The sequence below is a fragment of the Bacillus sp. EB106-02-03-XG38 genome (genome assembly GCF_058792175.1).
Genome location: NZ_JBYTED010000005.1, coordinates 121480 through 138669, shown reverse-complemented (window position 1 = coordinate 138669; position 17190 = coordinate 121480). Strand labels below are relative to the sequence as shown.

13 protein-coding genes are annotated in these 17190 nt (G+C 32.0%); 4 read left to right on the top strand and 9 right to left on the bottom strand.

The features are described from left to right. Nucleotides 1-41: 41 nt before the first annotated feature. Nucleotides 42-275 (bottom strand): serine ammonia-lyase, encoded by a 234-nt coding sequence (locus tag AC3WTI_RS21385; protein WP_253621752.1) that lies wholly within the window; start codon nucleotides 273-275, stop codon nucleotides 42-44. A 179-nt stretch (nucleotides 276-454) separates the two neighbouring features. Between AC3WTI_RS21385 and AC3WTI_RS21380 the strand changes: the two genes are divergently transcribed. Beyond that, entirely contained in the window at nucleotides 455-1009 is a 555-nt protein-coding gene (locus AC3WTI_RS21380; RefSeq protein WP_001059816.1) for a helix-turn-helix domain-containing protein, read from the top strand. A 148-nt stretch (nucleotides 1010-1157) separates the two neighbouring features. On the opposite strand, the gene AC3WTI_RS21375 is transcribed toward AC3WTI_RS21380, so the two are convergent. Continuing rightward, nucleotides 1158-2585, bottom strand: a complete 1428-nt coding sequence (locus AC3WTI_RS21375; protein WP_097841352.1) for an S-layer homology domain-containing protein — start codon at nucleotides 2583-2585, stop codon at nucleotides 1158-1160. 1016 nt (nucleotides 2586-3601) lie between these two features. On the opposite strand from AC3WTI_RS21375, the gene AC3WTI_RS21370 reads away from it, so the two are divergent. Next, nucleotides 3602-3856 (top strand): hypothetical protein, encoded by a 255-nt coding sequence (locus AC3WTI_RS21370; RefSeq protein ID WP_048528538.1) that lies wholly within the window; start codon nucleotides 3602-3604, stop codon nucleotides 3854-3856. Between the two features lie 119 nt (nucleotides 3857-3975). Here the strand turns inward: AC3WTI_RS21370 and AC3WTI_RS21365 are convergent, their stop codons facing one another. Together AC3WTI_RS21365 and AC3WTI_RS21360 are read right to left on the bottom strand one after the other, a co-directional pair. Continuing rightward, entirely contained in the window at nucleotides 3976-5919 is a 1944-nt protein-coding gene (locus tag AC3WTI_RS21365) for an ABC transporter permease (RefSeq protein WP_097841351.1), read from the bottom strand. Next, nucleotides 5894-6664 carry an ABC transporter ATP-binding protein gene (locus AC3WTI_RS21360; RefSeq protein WP_097841350.1) on the bottom strand — a complete coding sequence of 257 codons (771 nt, stop codon included), beginning with the start codon at nucleotides 6662-6664 and terminating at the stop codon, nucleotides 5894-5896. The genes AC3WTI_RS21365 and AC3WTI_RS21360 overlap by 26 nt, the downstream gene beginning before the upstream one ends. A gap of 784 nt (nucleotides 6665-7448) precedes the next feature. Here AC3WTI_RS21360 and blaIII point away from each other — a divergent pair. After that, nucleotides 7449-8399, top strand: a complete 951-nt coding sequence (gene blaIII / locus AC3WTI_RS21355) for a class A beta-lactamase BlaIII (RefSeq protein WP_097841349.1) — start codon at nucleotides 7449-7451, stop codon at nucleotides 8397-8399. Between the two features lie 561 nt (nucleotides 8400-8960). Here the strand turns inward: blaIII and AC3WTI_RS21350 are convergent. The 5 genes from AC3WTI_RS21350 to AC3WTI_RS21330 all read right to left on the bottom strand — a co-directional run bounded on the left by AC3WTI_RS21350 (nucleotide 8961) and on the right by AC3WTI_RS21330 (nucleotide 15576). Continuing rightward, entirely contained in the window at nucleotides 8961-9611 is a 651-nt protein-coding gene (locus AC3WTI_RS21350; protein ID WP_098903325.1) for an RpiB/LacA/LacB family sugar-phosphate isomerase, read from the bottom strand. A 282-nt stretch (nucleotides 9612-9893) separates the two neighbouring features. After that, nucleotides 9894-11855, bottom strand: coding sequence for a DUF3472 domain-containing protein (locus tag AC3WTI_RS21345; RefSeq protein WP_492304402.1), 1962 nt, complete (start codon nucleotides 11853-11855; stop codon nucleotides 9894-9896). Nucleotides 11856-12349: 494 nt separating this feature from the next. Then, a complete protein-coding gene (locus AC3WTI_RS21340) occupies nucleotides 12350-12778 on the bottom strand; it encodes a DUF4879 domain-containing protein (protein WP_097841346.1) in 429 nt (142 codons plus the stop codon). Nucleotides 12779-13095: 317 nt separating this feature from the next. Next, nucleotides 13096-13860, bottom strand: coding sequence for an SDR family oxidoreductase (locus AC3WTI_RS21335; RefSeq protein ID WP_097841345.1), 765 nt, complete (start codon nucleotides 13858-13860; stop codon nucleotides 13096-13098). An 810-nt stretch (nucleotides 13861-14670) separates the two neighbouring features. Then, nucleotides 14671-15576: a DMT family transporter gene (locus tag AC3WTI_RS21330; RefSeq protein WP_097841344.1), complete on the bottom strand. Its 906-nt coding sequence runs from the start codon at nucleotides 15574-15576 to the stop codon at nucleotides 14671-14673. 109 nt (nucleotides 15577-15685) lie between these two features. Between AC3WTI_RS21330 and pdxR the strand changes: the two genes are divergently transcribed. Continuing rightward, entirely contained in the window at nucleotides 15686-17077 is a 1392-nt protein-coding gene (gene pdxR / locus AC3WTI_RS21325) for a MocR-like pyridoxine biosynthesis transcription factor PdxR (protein WP_097841343.1), read from the top strand. Nucleotides 17078-17190: the final 113 nt, after the last annotated feature.

Genomic DNA, 17190 nt, shown 5'->3' with positions numbered 1-17190 from the left:
TATTCCCCATACAATATGTGTAACTTGATTCAAATTTTGTTTTAAAGCGTTTTTTGCATATAGTCTTTTCTATCTATATCTATTAATTCTTTTAATAATTTATACAAATAATTATTACTAGCTGTATATACACCGTTTAAAAATGGTTCTAATGTTCTATCTACAAACCCAGATGCTATTCTAACTGCCAGTCTATCAGACATTTTTTTATTATCAATCCCAATATCTTGTACGAAAATACCCTCATGTAATCTGGTCATCATACCTAAAAACATACAAGAAGAATAATCCTAATCATTTCTCCTTTTATTTATTATTCTCACAACTATGCAGGTGCTTGGAAATTTAATCATACTTTATTATAATTAAGTATATATTAACAACATGTTTAGTATAAGTAAATAAAATTAACTATAATTTAATATTTTTTACTTATTTAAAGGGGATTACACATATGAACAATATTAATGTTGGTCAAAAAATTATGGCATTTAGAAAAAATGCCGGATTAACTAGTAAACGGTTAGCTGAATTAGCTGATATAACACCTTCCATGTTAAGTCAGATTGAGAAAGGAATCACGAATCCATCATTACAAACACTAAAATTAATTTCTGTAGCATTAAATATTCCTTTATTTAATTTTTTCTTAGAAGATACCAATACAGAAGAATTAGTTGTAAGAGCTAATCAAAGAAAAAAAATAACTTTCCCTGAAAGTGGAAATGTTTCGTATGAGTTATTATCTCCAAATTTAGATGGATCACTAGAATTGGCTTTAATGAATCTGTTACCTCAAACCGCTTCATCTATAGAACCTGTGGCACATAAAGGTGAAGAAATAGCATTTATTATGGAAGGACAAGTAAAACTATATTTAAATGATGAGGTTTTACTTCTCAATACAGGTGATAGTGTTAAAATCCCACCATATGCAAAGCATAAATGGGAAAACACTTCTTTAAACAAAGTCACTGTTATATTCGGAGTAACCCCACCATCTTTTTAATTCCATATACTATCGGTTAAAAGTTAGAGAAAATCATTCTCTAACTTTTTGTATACATAACTATATTTTAAGAAAATAAAAAACTTGTCTCTTAATTATATGAGATTAAAAGCTAAACAATTAAGAATAGTAAAGTAGAGCTTTTTGATTACATGCTTAATTTACTTTTTAATGTCCAGTATTTTTCCCCATTAGCGTCAAAAGAGAATTCGACCCATCCATTTGGATCTTCACGATAAATAAAGATGTTTGTTCCAGGAGTTAATGTACCAACATTATTTTGCGTTACATCTACATCTGATCTACTTTTAATTTTCAAATCAAATGGATAAGGTACATAGTAATAAGCAGCTGATGATACTATATTTGCGCTCGAACCATCTGCATACATTTTATACGGTATTTCATTAGATAATGCCTCAACATCTAATGTTTCAGGGCTCTTTGGTAATTTTTTTGCATATGTATAGTCTTCTGCACGGAATGGTTTCATACGTTCCATAATACCCGCAATTTTTTTTGCCCAGCCTTTATCTGATGCATATTTCACGTTCATACCAGCTAATGTTGGTCCGTTATAATGCATACCACTTTCTTCCAAATATCTTTCTCGTACATAATTAGCGTTATAAGCAATACTGTCGCCGTACGTTGGTAAGTATTTTGCATATTTAAATGGATCTCTATCATAAGCACGTAATCCGAATAGATTATGTTTTTGATATGCAATTTCTGATTTACCGTATCCAGATTCTAAAATCGCATGCGCCGCTAAATAATGACCATTCACGCCATATTTATTTTGCGCATTGATAAAATCTTGTCCATGTCCAACTAATGGACTATCTGAATGATATTTTGCAATAAAACTATCAATCTCTTGAGCTGTAATTTTAGAAGTCACCGTTAAATTCAAATCTTCATATGAGGTAGCAGTAATAATTTCTTTTTCCTTTAAAACATTTTTTGGAGTTAGTTGCATCATATCTGTTTTTGCAGTAAGTTGCGCAGCTTCAGCGCGTGTTATGAATCTATTTGGTTGCCAACCGTTATCAGTACCAACAGAAATTTTTAAATCAATTAAAATATTGGCGAATCTTTCACCCCAATGGCCTGTTAAATCCTCAAATTTACTTTGGACATTATCATTTGCTGTACTTTGAAGTTTATACGCATTTACTAGCATTGCCGCCATAGCAGCGCGCGTTACTTTTCCGGATGGATTGAAGATACCATTACCTTCGCCTTTAATAATGCCAGCTTTTTCTGCTGCGGCAATATAAGGTGTTCCCCAGTGGTTTTGTGAGTCTGTAAAAGATGGTTTTGCATCGTAGTCAATTTGTATACCTAAAACTTTTGTCATAATTGTTGCGGCAGAAGCTCTGTCTAGTGAATCATTTGAGCCAAAATTTCCGTCTGGGTAACCACTTATTACTTGTTTATCCACTAAATAATTAACGGATTGCTCTGCCCACCTTGGAACATCAGGAAATTTGTGAGTATCTGCTAAAATATTAGAAGAATAAGATAATATTGCTCCTGCGAGGATACTTGTTGCGATGAATTTGTGTTTCATAAAAATATACACCTCTACCATTCTATCGTATTAATCAAATTGAGATTTTATATTTTTATATTTACATGCTTATAATCATGATGAAATTATATTAACATGCATTCAATTTGATGTAACGATTATAGTTACTTATATACACAAGTGTCAATGAATGTCTTTTACAAAATTGTATAATACTTACAAAACAATTATAATTTCGCATTATTTTAATTAACTTATGTATAAGGTTGATTCATTAATTAACTTTTACTTAATTATATTTACCAGTACTGAAAATCGTGTTAATGTATATTTAATAATAGAATAACTAGCTTTTAATAGTTGGTAATAAAATATTTATAATTTGTATATACTTATATTAAGATTTATAGTATAATTGGTCTGTCTGTTATTTGTTTTAATTCATTTGATTGGGCAATCCATTATAAAGAGGATTGCCTATTTTTTTATAACAAAATTATAAATTCTCACAGTAAAATTTAAAGAATTAATCAAGAATATAGTATGATTAATGTATATTCAATATAAATTAAAAAAGACAAGATGCTATTATCAAGAGGATCTTTACTATACTTTTACTTTTTAGACCTATGCTCGATCTTACCACAGCGAAAAATGGATTTTCTGCTATCTTTTATACACTTGCTTCCTTAGCACATATGTTGAATACTCACGCTTAATTGCTCTTTCACTCTCTTTTAAAAGTTCAAACAAAAACCCGATGTATTATCCCCTCACACGGTATACATTTCTACTTCTATTTCCATCCATTTAAATAGAAAATCAACAATAATACTATCATATTCAAACAATCTAGTTTACTATAATATAATTATGTATAATTTAATTTTATATTTTGTAATATTTAATATCAAATTACATATTTAGAATTTTTAGATATTTATTTATCAAGTTTAATGAATACAAAACACAGGTGGAATATGTTACCATTCCATTAACCCATTAAATATATATTATTCTAATAGGTTAATAAAAAAATAGAGGGGGATTTTTTTATGTCAAAGTCACAAATTAAAAAGGTCGTTGGGGCGCTAAGTTTAACATCTGCTTTACTTATTTCAGCAATGCCTGCAAGTGCGGGTTCAGGATTGATATGGGTTAGAGACAAATACCCTAATGCATATGAATTTGATTATAATGGTGCAAAGGGAACAGTTAAGGTTTTTTATAGGGATAAAAAAGGTAATACTAAAACAAAGATAGAGAAATGCTATATGGATAACAACACTTGTTATGTACCAGATAAATGATAAATGAAAGTAATAAAAACACTCAATTCGAGTGTTTTTATTACTTTCCTATAGACAATTACAATATTTACTTTAAAGTTATTGTTGTAAAAAAATTCTCTTCTAAATGCATTCTTTTTCTATGAATACATTTTTGTATATATGCGTTTTAAATAGTGATTTCTAATAATAAAGAAGTAAATAATTTGTATACAAATAAAGCTTATTAATACAACAATTGAACTTTGAATAACGGACATTTCCTTACTTACTGTTTGTCCTAATTGATGAAACGTTAGAAATGCAAAACTACTATGAACCATAGCCACTATAATCGGTAAGAAAAATAGTAGCATCATTTGTCTTGTCACGATTTGCTTTAACTCACTTTGACTTAATCCTAATTTTGAAATCATTTGATATTGCTCTTGATCACGTTCTAAATCAGTAAATAGACGGAAATATAAAAAGCTTAGCGTAAATACGAAAAATACAATCCCCACCATTATACTTGAGATAGAAAGTAATCCGTTTTGTTGTTTCAATTCAAGCCACTTTAAATACAAAGATGAAAACATATAATAATCCTCTTGATTCTTACCAATAATCTTCATAAGTTTAGTAGAAACTTCATTCGTTTCAGACCAATTTTTAACGATAAAACCGTATATGGTGTAATCTCGGAGTACGTTTTCTTGTTGAGCATTTTTGACCTTATTATAAACATCATCAGAGACAATAATAGGCTTTTCGATTAACGATAATTCTGGGATATAAATTGTTTTTTGCACAGAGAGTGGGACCTCTATTTCACCATGTATTATTTCAAAAGTTTTTATATCCTCCGCGCTTTTCTCGTTCTTATTTTGTCGTATAGCAATGCTATCATTTTCATTTGTTAATTTCTCTATTTCATACCCTAATTGTTTTGCATATTCATTATACGTAGATACATTAATTAACGCCAATCCGTTTAGTGTCCTTTTAAATTCTGTTGCAACAAGTTCATAAGAAAATCCATATTCATTTAATTGCTTCTTTATCTCTTCAATATGGGCTTTTTCTTGTATATTCCCCTTATCCGATCGATACGTAAATGCATATGGGGTCTCATGTTTTGCTAGTTCTGGATTTCCAATAGCTGTACAAACTCCAATTGCTGTAAAAGAAACAGCAGATATAATTGTAACGATAAAGAATGTTCTCGCATTATCTTTCATTCGATACATCAATTCTGAAATAACAAGAAGATTGGTTCTTTTAAAGAATGTAGTTTCTCTATTTTTTAAAGTATATAACACATATACACACAATTGATTAAAGAAAAAGAAGGTTCCAAAAACAATTAATAAGACACCTACCCCTACAAGTAGTAACAATCGATTTAAATCCATGTAATTCACTGCAACGATACTGTGGTGCACACAGGAGTAACCTGCCCCAAATAAAATAAGTACCAACATGGATATCCAGACGGAAACTTTCGGCTCAGCTTTTGGTTTTTCCTCTGATTTTATGAGTTCTACAAGCTCATTTATTTTCATCATTTTCGATGTAAATAATGAAATAAGTAGAAATAGAACAAAAAAGGAGATAGCTGTTATTCCCATAGCCTTTAATGGAAAGTAAAATGCTAACCTATGTCCTACTCCCAATAAGGACCCAGTAACTAGTAAAAATAATTTAGAAAAAACTATCCCAAGCCCAATTCCTACCAGTATAGAAGGAATTCCAATCAACATGTTTTCGAAAAAAATTAATTGATGAAGCTGCCGATGAGACATTCCATGTAACATTAATAATCCAAACTCTTTTTTTCTATTTTTTAAAAAGGCACTAACTGAATAGAAAATAAATAAGAATGAAAAGACAAAGATTAAGTAATATGATAGTTGAAATCCTATCTTCCCAAACGTACTCAATATGGTGCTTACATGAGTCAGTTCGCCTTGTAGGTTTGGATGAAAGACAAGTAAACCATAAGTGAAGAAAATCATTACCGCAAATGTGCTACTAAAAAAATGCCCAAGATATATTCGTTTATTCCGTATAACATTATTAAATGCGAGCTGTCGAAATGTCATTTTTATTACCTCCTAACCTAGAAAGACTGTCCACAATATTTTTATAAAATAGTGGGCGATCACCGTTGCAGCAAACTTCATTGTATAACTGTCCATCTTTAATAAATATAATGCGATCACAGTAACTAGCAGCAACTGGATCGTGCGTTACTAACATCATTGTTGCCTTTTCTTCTTTATTTAATAGTGTTAATATCTCCATTACATCTTGAGAGGATTTAGAGTCTAAGTTCCCTGTCGGTTCATCGGCAAGAACTAATTTAGGAGAGTGAATGAGTGCACGAGCTATCGCTGTTCGCTGCGCTTGTCCTCCTGATATTTCATATGTTCGTTTATTTAAAATTTCGTTAATACCTAATTTTTCAGAAATAGATTCTACTCGTTTATTTATTCTTTTCACATTCATGCCTTCTAATACAAGCGGAAGAACCATATTCTCCTTTACTGTTAATGTATGCAGCAGGTTAAAGGATTGAAAGACGAACCCTAATTCCTGTCTGCGAAATAAGGCCAAATCATTGACCGAAAGCTGATATGGATTTTTACTATTAATAAATACATTACCTAATGTTGGCGAGTCAATAGTAGATATCATATTCAATAACGTTGTTTTTCCACTACCCGAAGGACCCATGACCCCAACAAATTCTCCTTCTGTTATTGTTAAATTAATATTTGAAAGTGCCGTGTGTGAAACATTTCCTGTGTATTCTTTACTAAGTTCTTTTACTTCTACTATTTTCATATGAGAAATTTCCTCCAATTTTATCGACTAAGAATGAGATTTGATAACTAATGCCTGTCTATATTTTGACTTATTCAAAATACGAGTAATGTACTAAGCATTACTAATTTGTTTCAGTTTTTCTTATTTAAGCTTCCATACTTGTTCGAATGTATTAAACACTAAAATAACTTGTTATCGTACCTCAGGATTTTTAAACATGTTTCTGTTTTTCATTGTAGTAATATGGTTGTTTTTCTCATATTGAATTATCTTTCATTTTTCTTACACGCTTGAAATGTTTCTGAAAATACAGTCTATGAGGCCAAGAAACATAATTTTTTTGAGAGATAGCATTGAGGAATTTTTCATATGCACTGGACTATATGCTACTAGATTTCCGTATAGATTTTATTTGCAATTCATCGTATTTTCTTTATCGTTCACCAAGTTCTTCCTATTCTTAAAATGGAACAAATTTATTACTTAGAGTGTCTATTACATGTATTCCTAAAAATATGAAAGGACATATTATTACCAAAAGTAAAGTGATGTAAAAAAGTGTGTATTGAAATACTGCATTTAAATGTTACGAGTTTAATACTTTCACAGGTGAACGATTACAAGTGTAATTAAAAAGAAACAATCCAAACAGCGTCTGTTCATTCGTCTAAACGTTTTAATTCTGTTTAACCTGTTAAAATTCAACTTCAAAAGTATTGTTATCCTATACACAATTTAAATAACATCGGTATTTAAAACACCAAAACAAAATTCATATATTCTTGAAAGAGGTTGAAAATTTATGTTCGTTTTAAACAAGTTCTTTACCATTTCACATTACAAAAAGATTGCACCTGTCGTATTACTATCCTGTGTTACACTAATAGGCTGTTCCAATAGTAATATTCCATCTGAATCACCTAAACAAACGAAACAAACAAATCAAATTAAACAAGAAAATACTGGTAATGATTCTTTTGCTAAACTTGAAAAAGAATATAACGCTAAGCTTGGTATTTATGCACTAGACACAGGTACGAATCAAACCGTTGCTTACCATGCAAATGATCGCTTTGCATTTGCCTCTACATCTAAATCATTAGCAGCGGGAGCTCTTTTACGTCAGAACTCAATAGAAGCTCTTGATGAAAGGATTACGTATAAGCGAGAAGACCTTTCTAATTATAATCCAATTACTGAAAAGCATTCGGATACAGGAATGACGTTAAAAGAACTTGCAGATGCTTCTGTTCGATATAGTGACAGTACGGCACATAATTTAATTCTTAAAAAGTTAGGTGGTCCATCCGCATTTGAAAAAATATTGAGGGAAATTGGTGATACTGTTACTAATTCCGAGAGATTTGAACCTGAATTAAATGAAGTAAATCCAGGAGAAACACATGATACGAGTACACCAGAAGCAATCGCTAAGACACTTCAATCTTTTACATTAGGAACTGTACTACCATCTGAGAAACGTGAACTATTAGTAGATTGGATGAAGAGAAACACAACTGGGGATAAATTAATTCGCGCAGGCGTACCAAAAGGATGGGAAGTAGCTGATAAAACTGGTGCAGGATCTTATGGGACAAGGAATGATATTGCAATTATTTGGCCACCAAATAAAAAGCCAATTGTTCTTGCCATCCTTTCTAATCATGATAAAGAAGATGCAGAATACGATGATAAACTTATTGCAGACACAACCAAAGTCGTGTTAGATACTTTAAAAGCTACGAATAAATAATCATCGATTATTGGAGAGTGTAATATAAACCGTGTAAATAACCTACTATCCTAGATAGAGGGTCGTTTCACGGTTTTTCTTTTTCTAAAATTACTATGCGGGAATAGTTACACTTATTGTTAGATAGAAAAGAGATCCAAAATCCGTAAATTTAATTCAATCAATTTTTAAAGCTTACCAATCGGAAACTGTTGATGATATGCAAGAGGCTTTGAAAAACGTCTTTGGACCTATGTTTGAGGCAATGGTTCAAGGCGAAATGAATCACCTTCTTGGTTAAAATTTAAACTCGAAAAGCGAAAAGAACAGGAAAATCGTCGTAATGGATACCCACACTTTGAATACCTAAAGTGCCACAAACCTTGCGATTATTTAGTAGCACTCCGTATCCGACCTCACTTTCATCCCATGCCTAAAGGCAAAGGGATTTTTCGTTGGAGAAGGACTGTAAAAAAACACCAAAACAAATGGAATGGCAGTCATATTCCCCAATTGGTCAATAGTATTGAATCCACTTATGGTTAACATTAAAATTGCCAAACTTATTAAAAAATACAGTATTTATCTATTGTGATTTAAATCCGTCGTTTGTTCGATCAGATACTTTGATATATCTGTGTTGGTGCCATTCCGCAAGAGAAATTCCACTAAATCTTGTTTTTGAAGAACAGGATTAATAACTGCTACATCTAACTGACTCAGAATCTGAACGATGCCATGGTGTGAAACACTCTTGATTGTTTTAAAAAGTTCTGCATCACGTTTCTTTCGTTCGGCGGATTCTTGAGGATACCCAGTATTGAACGGTTCTTCAAAAAGTTTCTCAAGCGTGAAGCGAAGATTTAGTTCGCCCGCCCAACCAAAATTCAATCCAAGTGGCAGTGATGCACAGTTTCCGTTATTTATCCTACCAAACAGAAACGCATCTGTTGGAGTTGGCAGATAACCACTAATGACATTCGGAAGTGTATTACAGGCAATCGACATACCAACACCGCTACTACATCCAGTGACGACAAAATCAACTGCACCTGAGTTTAGAAGTAGACCAACAGCTAAGGACACTTGGATATAGCTTAACTCAGATTCTTCAACAGTAACACCGAAATTCAGCACTTCATATCCATGCTTCGCCACAGCCCTTTTTGTTTCTTCAAATATCAGTTCATTTTTGCTAGTTTGGGTACTTGCTTGTATTACAGCTATCTTCATTCTTTCACAACCTTTCGATTTAATTATTACACAAGCTGAAAGTCAAAAGAAGATAAAAATGATAAAACTAATCTTACCTTAATATTTGCTTTTCTATTTGTTCATTTCAAAAACTTACACAGATTTTTTTGACAATTCCAGTTATTATTTTCTATTTTTCCATCACAGTATTGTGATGCTTTTTCTGTATTTTGAGAAGTATTGGTCATTTGATGTTACAGAAACTGTTATTCTTCCATTTCTATAGAAAAAGTTGGGGATTCCCCCAACTTTTTTATACATCTATTTTCTTATTAATCCTGTGGATGTGACCTGATATGTTCTTTTCTTACCTATATATTCCTGTTTTCCATTCTCAAGGTTAGTTAAAGTCGCTCGCGATTTTTCCTTTGCTGCTTCCCCTTCTATATGAGTTAATTCTATATAATCTCCCACTTTTATAGGTACAGTTTGGGTTTCAGCATTTTGTTGTCTATTTCCCATGATCTCCTTATTGTACATAACGCTACCGGATGAGCCTTGGACCTTAATACTTGCATATGTACTATTAAAGTAAGAATGCGGTACACCAGCTTCTAATTTGATTTTCAGCTCTTCTGCTGTTTTATTATAATCTACTTTTGCAATTTCTCGATCACTATATCCTTTTAATGACCATGCAAATTGTTGTCCATCTAGAAGTGTTGTCTCTGGCATTTTTTCAACTTTCTTTAATCCCTCTTTAGTTACCAGATACCTTGCTGTCTTTCCAATAGTCTCATTTTTGTTATTTTCAAGATTCGTTAATGTTGCGCGTGTCTTTTCCTTTACTGCGTCTCCTTCTATATGAGTTAATTCAATGTAATCCCCCACTTTTACAGACACAGTTTGGCTTTCGGTATTTTGTTGTCTATTCCCCAAGATTTCCTTATTGTATAATACGTTACCAGATGAGTTTTGGACCTTAATACTTGCATATGTGCTATTGAAGTAAGAATGCGGTACACCAGCTTCCAATTTGATTTTCAACTCTTCTGCCGCTTTATTATAATCTACTTTTGCAATTTCTCGATCACTATATCCTTTTAGGGACCATGCAAATTGGTTCCCTACTAAAATATCAGAATTTCCATTTGTAATTCCTACTTTTTTCTCTACAGTTCGATCAAATATGTCTGTTAATGTAATTTTAGCAAAAGCCGTTTGAGGCAATTGCATAGTTTGACTTACCTCAGTTTGGTAGGACTTAATATTATCAATTACTTTCAAAGGTTGTCCCATTAACTTTTCATTGTTATAGATTTCAATTTTCCCTTTAAATTGTGGAGCACTTTGTTCTTTCAATTTCCAAGAAACATTTAATTTCTCATCTTCAAAGCGAATATTTTGAATATCAAAATCCAAAATTCCCATTTCAGGTTGACTAGGCTGAATTATATTAAAACTTTTTCCATTACCAATAGTTGATTGAGTATTTCCTCCTGCCTTAACCCAGAGATATTCTGAAGTTGCTCCTCCATCGTATTGATAGGACGTATCATGTTGCCCAGAGATACGCTGATTATTCCAAGAATTCCATTGTTGATCTGAAACTTTTCTACTGTATCCATTTTTAAGGCGTGCTTCTCTTACATCTTGTCCATTACCAGCCCAGTCCTCTTGAAACATCGATAGACCATAGTTAAATGCAACATTCGCAACTGGATGATCCATAATAGCAACTAACTTCCATTGATTTAATTTATTATCTTTTATCCACTGGCCAAACTTTGTATGGCCATCTTCTTGCCAAGAACGTAGAGTCATTCGATACCATTCACTATCTTTCCAATTATAAGTTGTTTGTACCTTCAGACCTGTTCCTTCTCCACCAAATCTACTGGCTTCTGAAGTCGGAGATAAATATTCGGCTTTTATTGCTTGGTTTGATGCTATTGGATCCCAAAGCGCAAAATGAAGAGTACGTTTACCGGTTTGATCAAAACCACTTTGTTGTTGGAAGCCAGCATAACCACCACCCTCTCCCCCCTGATTCCAGTTATGCACAGCCCAATACGTATAAGGTGCTGTTTGGACTGGTGACCAGTCTATGCTAATAATATCTGAAGCAGCAGTATTTTGTGGTGTTACATAAACTGATGGAGCATGAGATCGGATTGCTGCCTCTGTACTAGAAATTGGTGCTCCATACATTGACATCATGGTGCAAGCCGCAGTAATTATAACAATTTTTTTTAGTCTTCTATTTATTTTTTCTTTAAACATAACTTCCTATCTCCTTTTAAATTATTTTAGTTACATTGAATAATAACGATGTACATACTATTAAACAAATTATGTAAAAAAATAACATTAGCTATACCACCTAGTTATGTTTAATGTTTTTTTCACTACTATTACTAATCAAATTATAGTATTTTGTAAGAAAATCGTATGATTTGTGACTTAATGTTGGCTAAAAATATTGTGAAAATTCATAAATATATAGTTTTAGATTATTATGCTGAAAGACTCCTTTGATATTTCATGATTTTTCAATAGATTTATTTCCTTAATTACTCACACTATTAACTAAAAATTTGTTTACAGAAATAACACTATGTAAACATACATCGTGGTAATTAGATAAAATAGCTTATCAATTTGCACATGTCTTTTCAAAAGATTAAAAGAGCCCACAAAAAACGTAGACTCCTTTAGTTACCTAAACATTAAATATTGCAACCAACCAAAAATTAACATTAAATTCTTATGTTAGCTTATTTAATATTTAATGAAGTAGATAATGTATTCCAAGGTGCATTTGTAGATGTGTTTTGATATTTGAATTGTCCATTTTGCTGTCCCGAAGCATCCCATTTATATTCCCATCCATCAACTGTTCTATCACCATTAATATCAATCATCTTAGAATCTACTTTTTTTAGTTTTTGTCCACTCATTTGAGCAATTGGATTTCTACCATATCCCATTTCATTTGTATAAATGTATAAATAGCTTCCTCCATGATCTTTAACCGTACTTAAATTGTTTGCACCAATAAATTCAACTCCGCCTAATTGAGATTCAACTTTTACTACATTTAATGATGTTAATGGTGGTGCAGGTGCTGCAGATACATCTGTCGCTAAACCAATTATTGCTCCAACTACTAATGATGAAACCCCTACGATCATTCTTTTTAGCATTCAATCATCCCCTTTATATTAAATACAAATTGATTCTATCATACTAATTTCATACATTTTGTTCCCTGTGAAAGAGTTAACAAAAAGTACCTATTTATATATGAAATTATGCATATTCATTGCATCTTTACTATTTGCATTTACCATTAATCCTACTACAGCATAATTGGTTCTCTAACTTGATTGAATTTCAATACTTGGACTCGTTTCAAGGTGACTTTTGTCAGATCTAATAAATGGTGCGTAGTTCGATTATTTAACAAATAAAAAATAGAATTGCAAATCCAACTCAATTTAATTTGGCTTTTCCTCTAGCATTATAAGCAAGATCCACCACTTGCATCGATTAACTCACCAGTTATCCAACGGCTGTCTGATGAAGAAAGAAAACCTACAATATCAGCTATATCATTTGGTTCTCCCCATCTATTAAAAGTCGATAAACCTGCAGCATATTTTTGGCCATCTTTATTCCCCAATGTCTCAGCGTTCATTTCTGTATTAATTATACCCGGGAGAATTGCATTTACTGTAATACCACGAACACCAAGTTGTTGTGCTAAAGTATGAGTAAGTGTATTAATTGCCCCCTTAGATATACTGTAGGCAAAAACACTTGGAGAGGCTACTCGTGTAACAAATGATGAAATATTGATAATCCGTCCTCCATCTTTTAAACGTGGCAAAGCCTTTTGAATAATGAAAAATGGAGCCTTCACATTAATATTCATAACCTCATCAAAAGACTCCTCTGTAGATTCCTCTAACGTTAAAATCTGCCCAATTCCAGCATTGTTTACAAGAATATCAAATGAAGTATTACCTATATGTTTTTGAAGAGATTGATCCATCATTAAATACAAGTTATTAATGCCTTTCAAAGTACTTAAATCTGCACTGATTGCAAATGCGGCACCGCCATCTTGTTTAATTTTATCCACTACACTTTCTGCTTCTTCTTTTCTTTTACTATAGTGCACTACAACTAACGCACCAGCCTGTGCCAAATGTAAGGCAATACTTCGTCCTATTCCCCTACTAGCCCCTGTTACTAATGCAACTTTCCCCTTCAATTTATTCATCTCATCATCCCCTTGTTTAGAATTCTACTTAGTTATATCACAGGATACTCTTTGATATGTTGCTCTCTAATTTGGTTTCCTTAAAGGACCAAGATTGTATTGATACTAATTTTATTTCATACTAAACATCTAATTTTCTTCTTATGATATAGTGCACCCATGTCCGTTAAGCTAGGAAAAGTGAATACCACAAACAAAAAAAACTATTAGTTTTAGATTGTAGTACTTGAAAAATATCTAGTTTCTAAACCCTTGTTAAGAAGCCACGATGAGCAATTATACTAAACCAATAATGAAAAAAGGGTTTGATATGAATATCAAACCCTTTTTTACTATGTATAATTATTTCACTGCTTCTCTTAATTCTTTTCCAGCTTTAAATGCCGGTGCTTTAGAATCAGTAATTCACATTTCTGTAACATTATTATATAAGGTTTTAGCGGATTATGTGCTAAACTTTATTCCAAGAAGTCCTTTACTTTTAGAATCGACAATTCTTCAATACCCTTAGACTTACCCTACGTCCCCTGTAGGGCTTTTTTCGATAAACTAACATACTTCTTGTACACTTTCTAAATGTTATCTCTGCAATTTTGTATCCACTTCAATGTTAAATTGAACGAATATTAAGATATACTCCCAAGGGTGCTGATACATACTTTCTTTAAATCAGAAAAAACAAATCCTTATCTACACAGTTTTTAAGTGCCTTATGACGTCTTTTTTTTGCAAAAGAGCCTTCACAATACATATATAAATAACAAAAAATATATGGACTCTATTTTCAGATCCATTACACTTATTCCTTTCTTAATTAACTCTTTTTAGGGTTAATTTCGACTCTTGCTTTTGAGTTCTAAACCCTAATGCGATAGCAGCTCCAATACAACTAGAAAAACAGCCAATAAACAAATACGCGGATGGATTTGACTCACCGATTAAAACGGAAGCTATTCCTCCAATTACAGGGAATAGTGCAACCATATACCCACTTCGAGCTCCTCCGATTTTTTCTACAAGCTTCAGATAGAAAAACCATGCTACAAAAGAAGCAAACAGAGTTAAATATAGCAGCATACCTACATATGAAAACGATGTGGGAAACGTAACTTTTTCCCCTTGAAATAATACAATTCCCCCCATCACTATACTACCTACTGTAAATCCAATTGCATTTGCATAGATAGGATTCACCTTGTGGCTTGCATTTCGTGCCGAGCTCGCATCACCTATTGCTGTAAGAAGCGTACCTAAGATTGCAACCATGATTCCTTTTATATCATTAAAACCTTGAAAATTATTTAAATTCGGATAGATGAGAATGCATACTCCTAATACACCTAAAATGCCTCCAACCAAAACGCGTGAATGTAACTTTTCTTTTAAAAAAATTCGAAGAGCGATTGGGGTCAAAATCACCTTTAATGAAAAAATTAACGTTACAATTGCTGCAGAACTCAAAATTGTAGCGTAATAAAGGCATAAATAGCTTAATGCAAAGTTACATATACCAAAATTCATTATAAATAAAATATCTTTTTTTGTTGGCATCCCTCTTGGTCGAAGGAAACAAATAAGAATCAAAAACAAAAAAGCTGTCATAACTAAACGATAAGTTAAGGATAGTTCTAAGCTGACAGGAGTTCCTTGAATTTTTACTGCAATAAAGTTGAGTCCCCATACAATCAAACAAAATATGTACATAAATATTGTCATAAACTTTCTCCTAGATTAAATTTTTTATAAATTCATTATTTATTTATACTGTCATTTCTAAAAGGGACAGTTTACAATAAATACAAATGACAGATGAGGTATTCAAATAATGAAGGAACTAATATTTAACATAAATCGAAAAAGTAAAAATCCTATGTATCAACAAGTTTATCAATATATACGAACTCAGATTTTATCTGGTAAATTAGAACAAGGTAAAAAATTGCCATCCATTAGACAACTCGCTACCCAATTAAAGGTCAGCAGAAACACAACCCAGGTTGCCTATGAACAACTGCAATCGGAAGGATATATTCGAAGTGAAAACAAAAAAGGATTTTTTGTAGAGGCTATTATATTAGATGAAACACTAAATTTTGAACCTATCAGAGAACTGCATCATGAAACAAATCATACTGCCATGAAAACTATTGATTTTAAGATTGGGACAGTGGATCAAGAAAACTTCCCTTTGAAAAAATGGAGAATGATTACAAACAAAATTATTAAAGACTCTAGCATGTTTTCATACGGAGAAAAACAAGGCGACATTAAATTAAGGAAAGCATTAGCAGATTACTTATTTCAATCAAGAGGAGTGAATACTTCTGCAGAACAAATTATTATTGGTAGTAGTACACAACATTTGTTATTACTTTTGTCACTGATGCTAAAGACAGACTATCATTATATGGCAGTAGAAGATCCTGGGTATGACGTGGCAAGGGAACTTTTTGTTCTTCAATCATTTAGTATTGATCCAATTCTTGTAAAAAAACGTGGCATTCAAGTCGATCTTCTTTTAAAATCGCCTTCTAGACTTTTATATGTCACTCCTACTCACCACTTTCCTTATGGAGTGACCATCCCTGTCAATGAAAGACTAAAGTTACTTGAATGGGCAAAAAAGGTGGAAGGCTATATTATTGAGGATGACTATGATAGTGAATTTCGATATATCCATCAACCTATACCGTCTCTTCAAAGCTTAGATTCCAATGATAGAGTGGTTTATTTAGGAACTTTTTCAAAGGCACTTCTTCCCTCTATCCGTGTCAGTTATATGGTTTTGCCTAGGCGGCTAATACATGAATATAAAAAGATACTCCCTTTGCTTGAACAAACATCCTCATCTATTCATCAGCGTACATTGGCAACTTTTATGAATGAAGGATATTGGTACTCGCACTTAAGAAAGATGAAATCTTTGTATAAACGTAAAATGAATCTATTAACTAGGGAATTATCAAAGCACTTTAAGGAATATGTCAAGATTAAAGGTGGTAGCTCCGGCATTTTCGTTATTATTGAAGTGAAAACAAAAATGAGTGAAAAAATGCTAATTGAAAGAGCACATGATCACGGCATTATAGTATATCCTTGTTCAAAATATTTCTCGGAATATTCACCAGAATATCCGCATATTCAACTTGGATTTGGTAATTTATGCGAAGAAGAGATAATAAAAGGAGTATCACAATTAGCAAAAATTTGGTTCTAATAGGAAAAGAGGTAAAACAATTAATGAATAATTTTATTTAATTATGAATAGAAATCCCTTTAATATTTTGAAGTTTTTTACACAAATTAATATTTTTCTTTTTTTAGTATAAA

Bases quoted from the DNA above. Each gene is read 5' to 3' on its own strand.
- pdxR (WP_097841343.1), top strand. From the start codon at position 15,686: ATGAAGGAACTAATATTTAACATAAATCGAAAAAGTAAAAATCCTATG.
- AC3WTI_RS21375 (WP_097841352.1), bottom strand. From the start codon at position 2,585: ATGAAACACAAATTCATCGCAACAAGTATCCTCGCAGGAGCAATATTA.
- AC3WTI_RS21350 (WP_098903325.1), bottom strand. From the start codon at position 9,611: ATGAAGATAGCTGTAATACAAGCAAGTACCCAAACTAGCAAAAATGAA.
- AC3WTI_RS21330 (WP_097841344.1), bottom strand. From the start codon at position 15,576: ATGACAATATTTATGTACATATTTTGTTTGATTGTATGGGGACTCAAC.
- AC3WTI_RS21380 (WP_001059816.1), top strand. From the start codon at position 455: ATGAACAATATTAATGTTGGTCAAAAAATTATGGCATTTAGAAAAAAT.
- AC3WTI_RS21365 (WP_097841351.1), bottom strand. From the start codon at position 5,919: ATGACATTTCGACAGCTCGCATTTAATAATGTTATACGGAATAAACGA.
- AC3WTI_RS21345 (WP_492304402.1), bottom strand. From the start codon at position 11,855: ATGTTTAAAGAAAAAATAAATAGAAGACTAAAAAAAATTGTTATAATT.
- AC3WTI_RS21360 (WP_097841350.1), bottom strand. From the start codon at position 6,664: ATGAAAATAGTAGAAGTAAAAGAACTTAGTAAAGAATACACAGGAAAT.
- AC3WTI_RS21335 (WP_097841345.1), bottom strand. From the start codon at position 13,860: ATGAATAAATTGAAGGGGAAAGTTGCATTAGTAACAGGGGCTAGTAGG.
- blaIII (WP_097841349.1), top strand. From the start codon at position 7,449: ATGTTCGTTTTAAACAAGTTCTTTACCATTTCACATTACAAAAAGATT.
- AC3WTI_RS21370 (WP_048528538.1), top strand. From the start codon at position 3,602: ATGTCAAAGTCACAAATTAAAAAGGTCGTTGGGGCGCTAAGTTTAACA.
- AC3WTI_RS21340 (WP_097841346.1), bottom strand. From the start codon at position 12,778: ATGCTAAAAAGAATGATCGTAGGGGTTTCATCATTAGTAGTTGGAGCA.
- AC3WTI_RS21385 (WP_253621752.1), bottom strand. From the start codon at position 275: ATGTTTTTAGGTATGATGACCAGATTACATGAGGGTATTTTCGTACAA.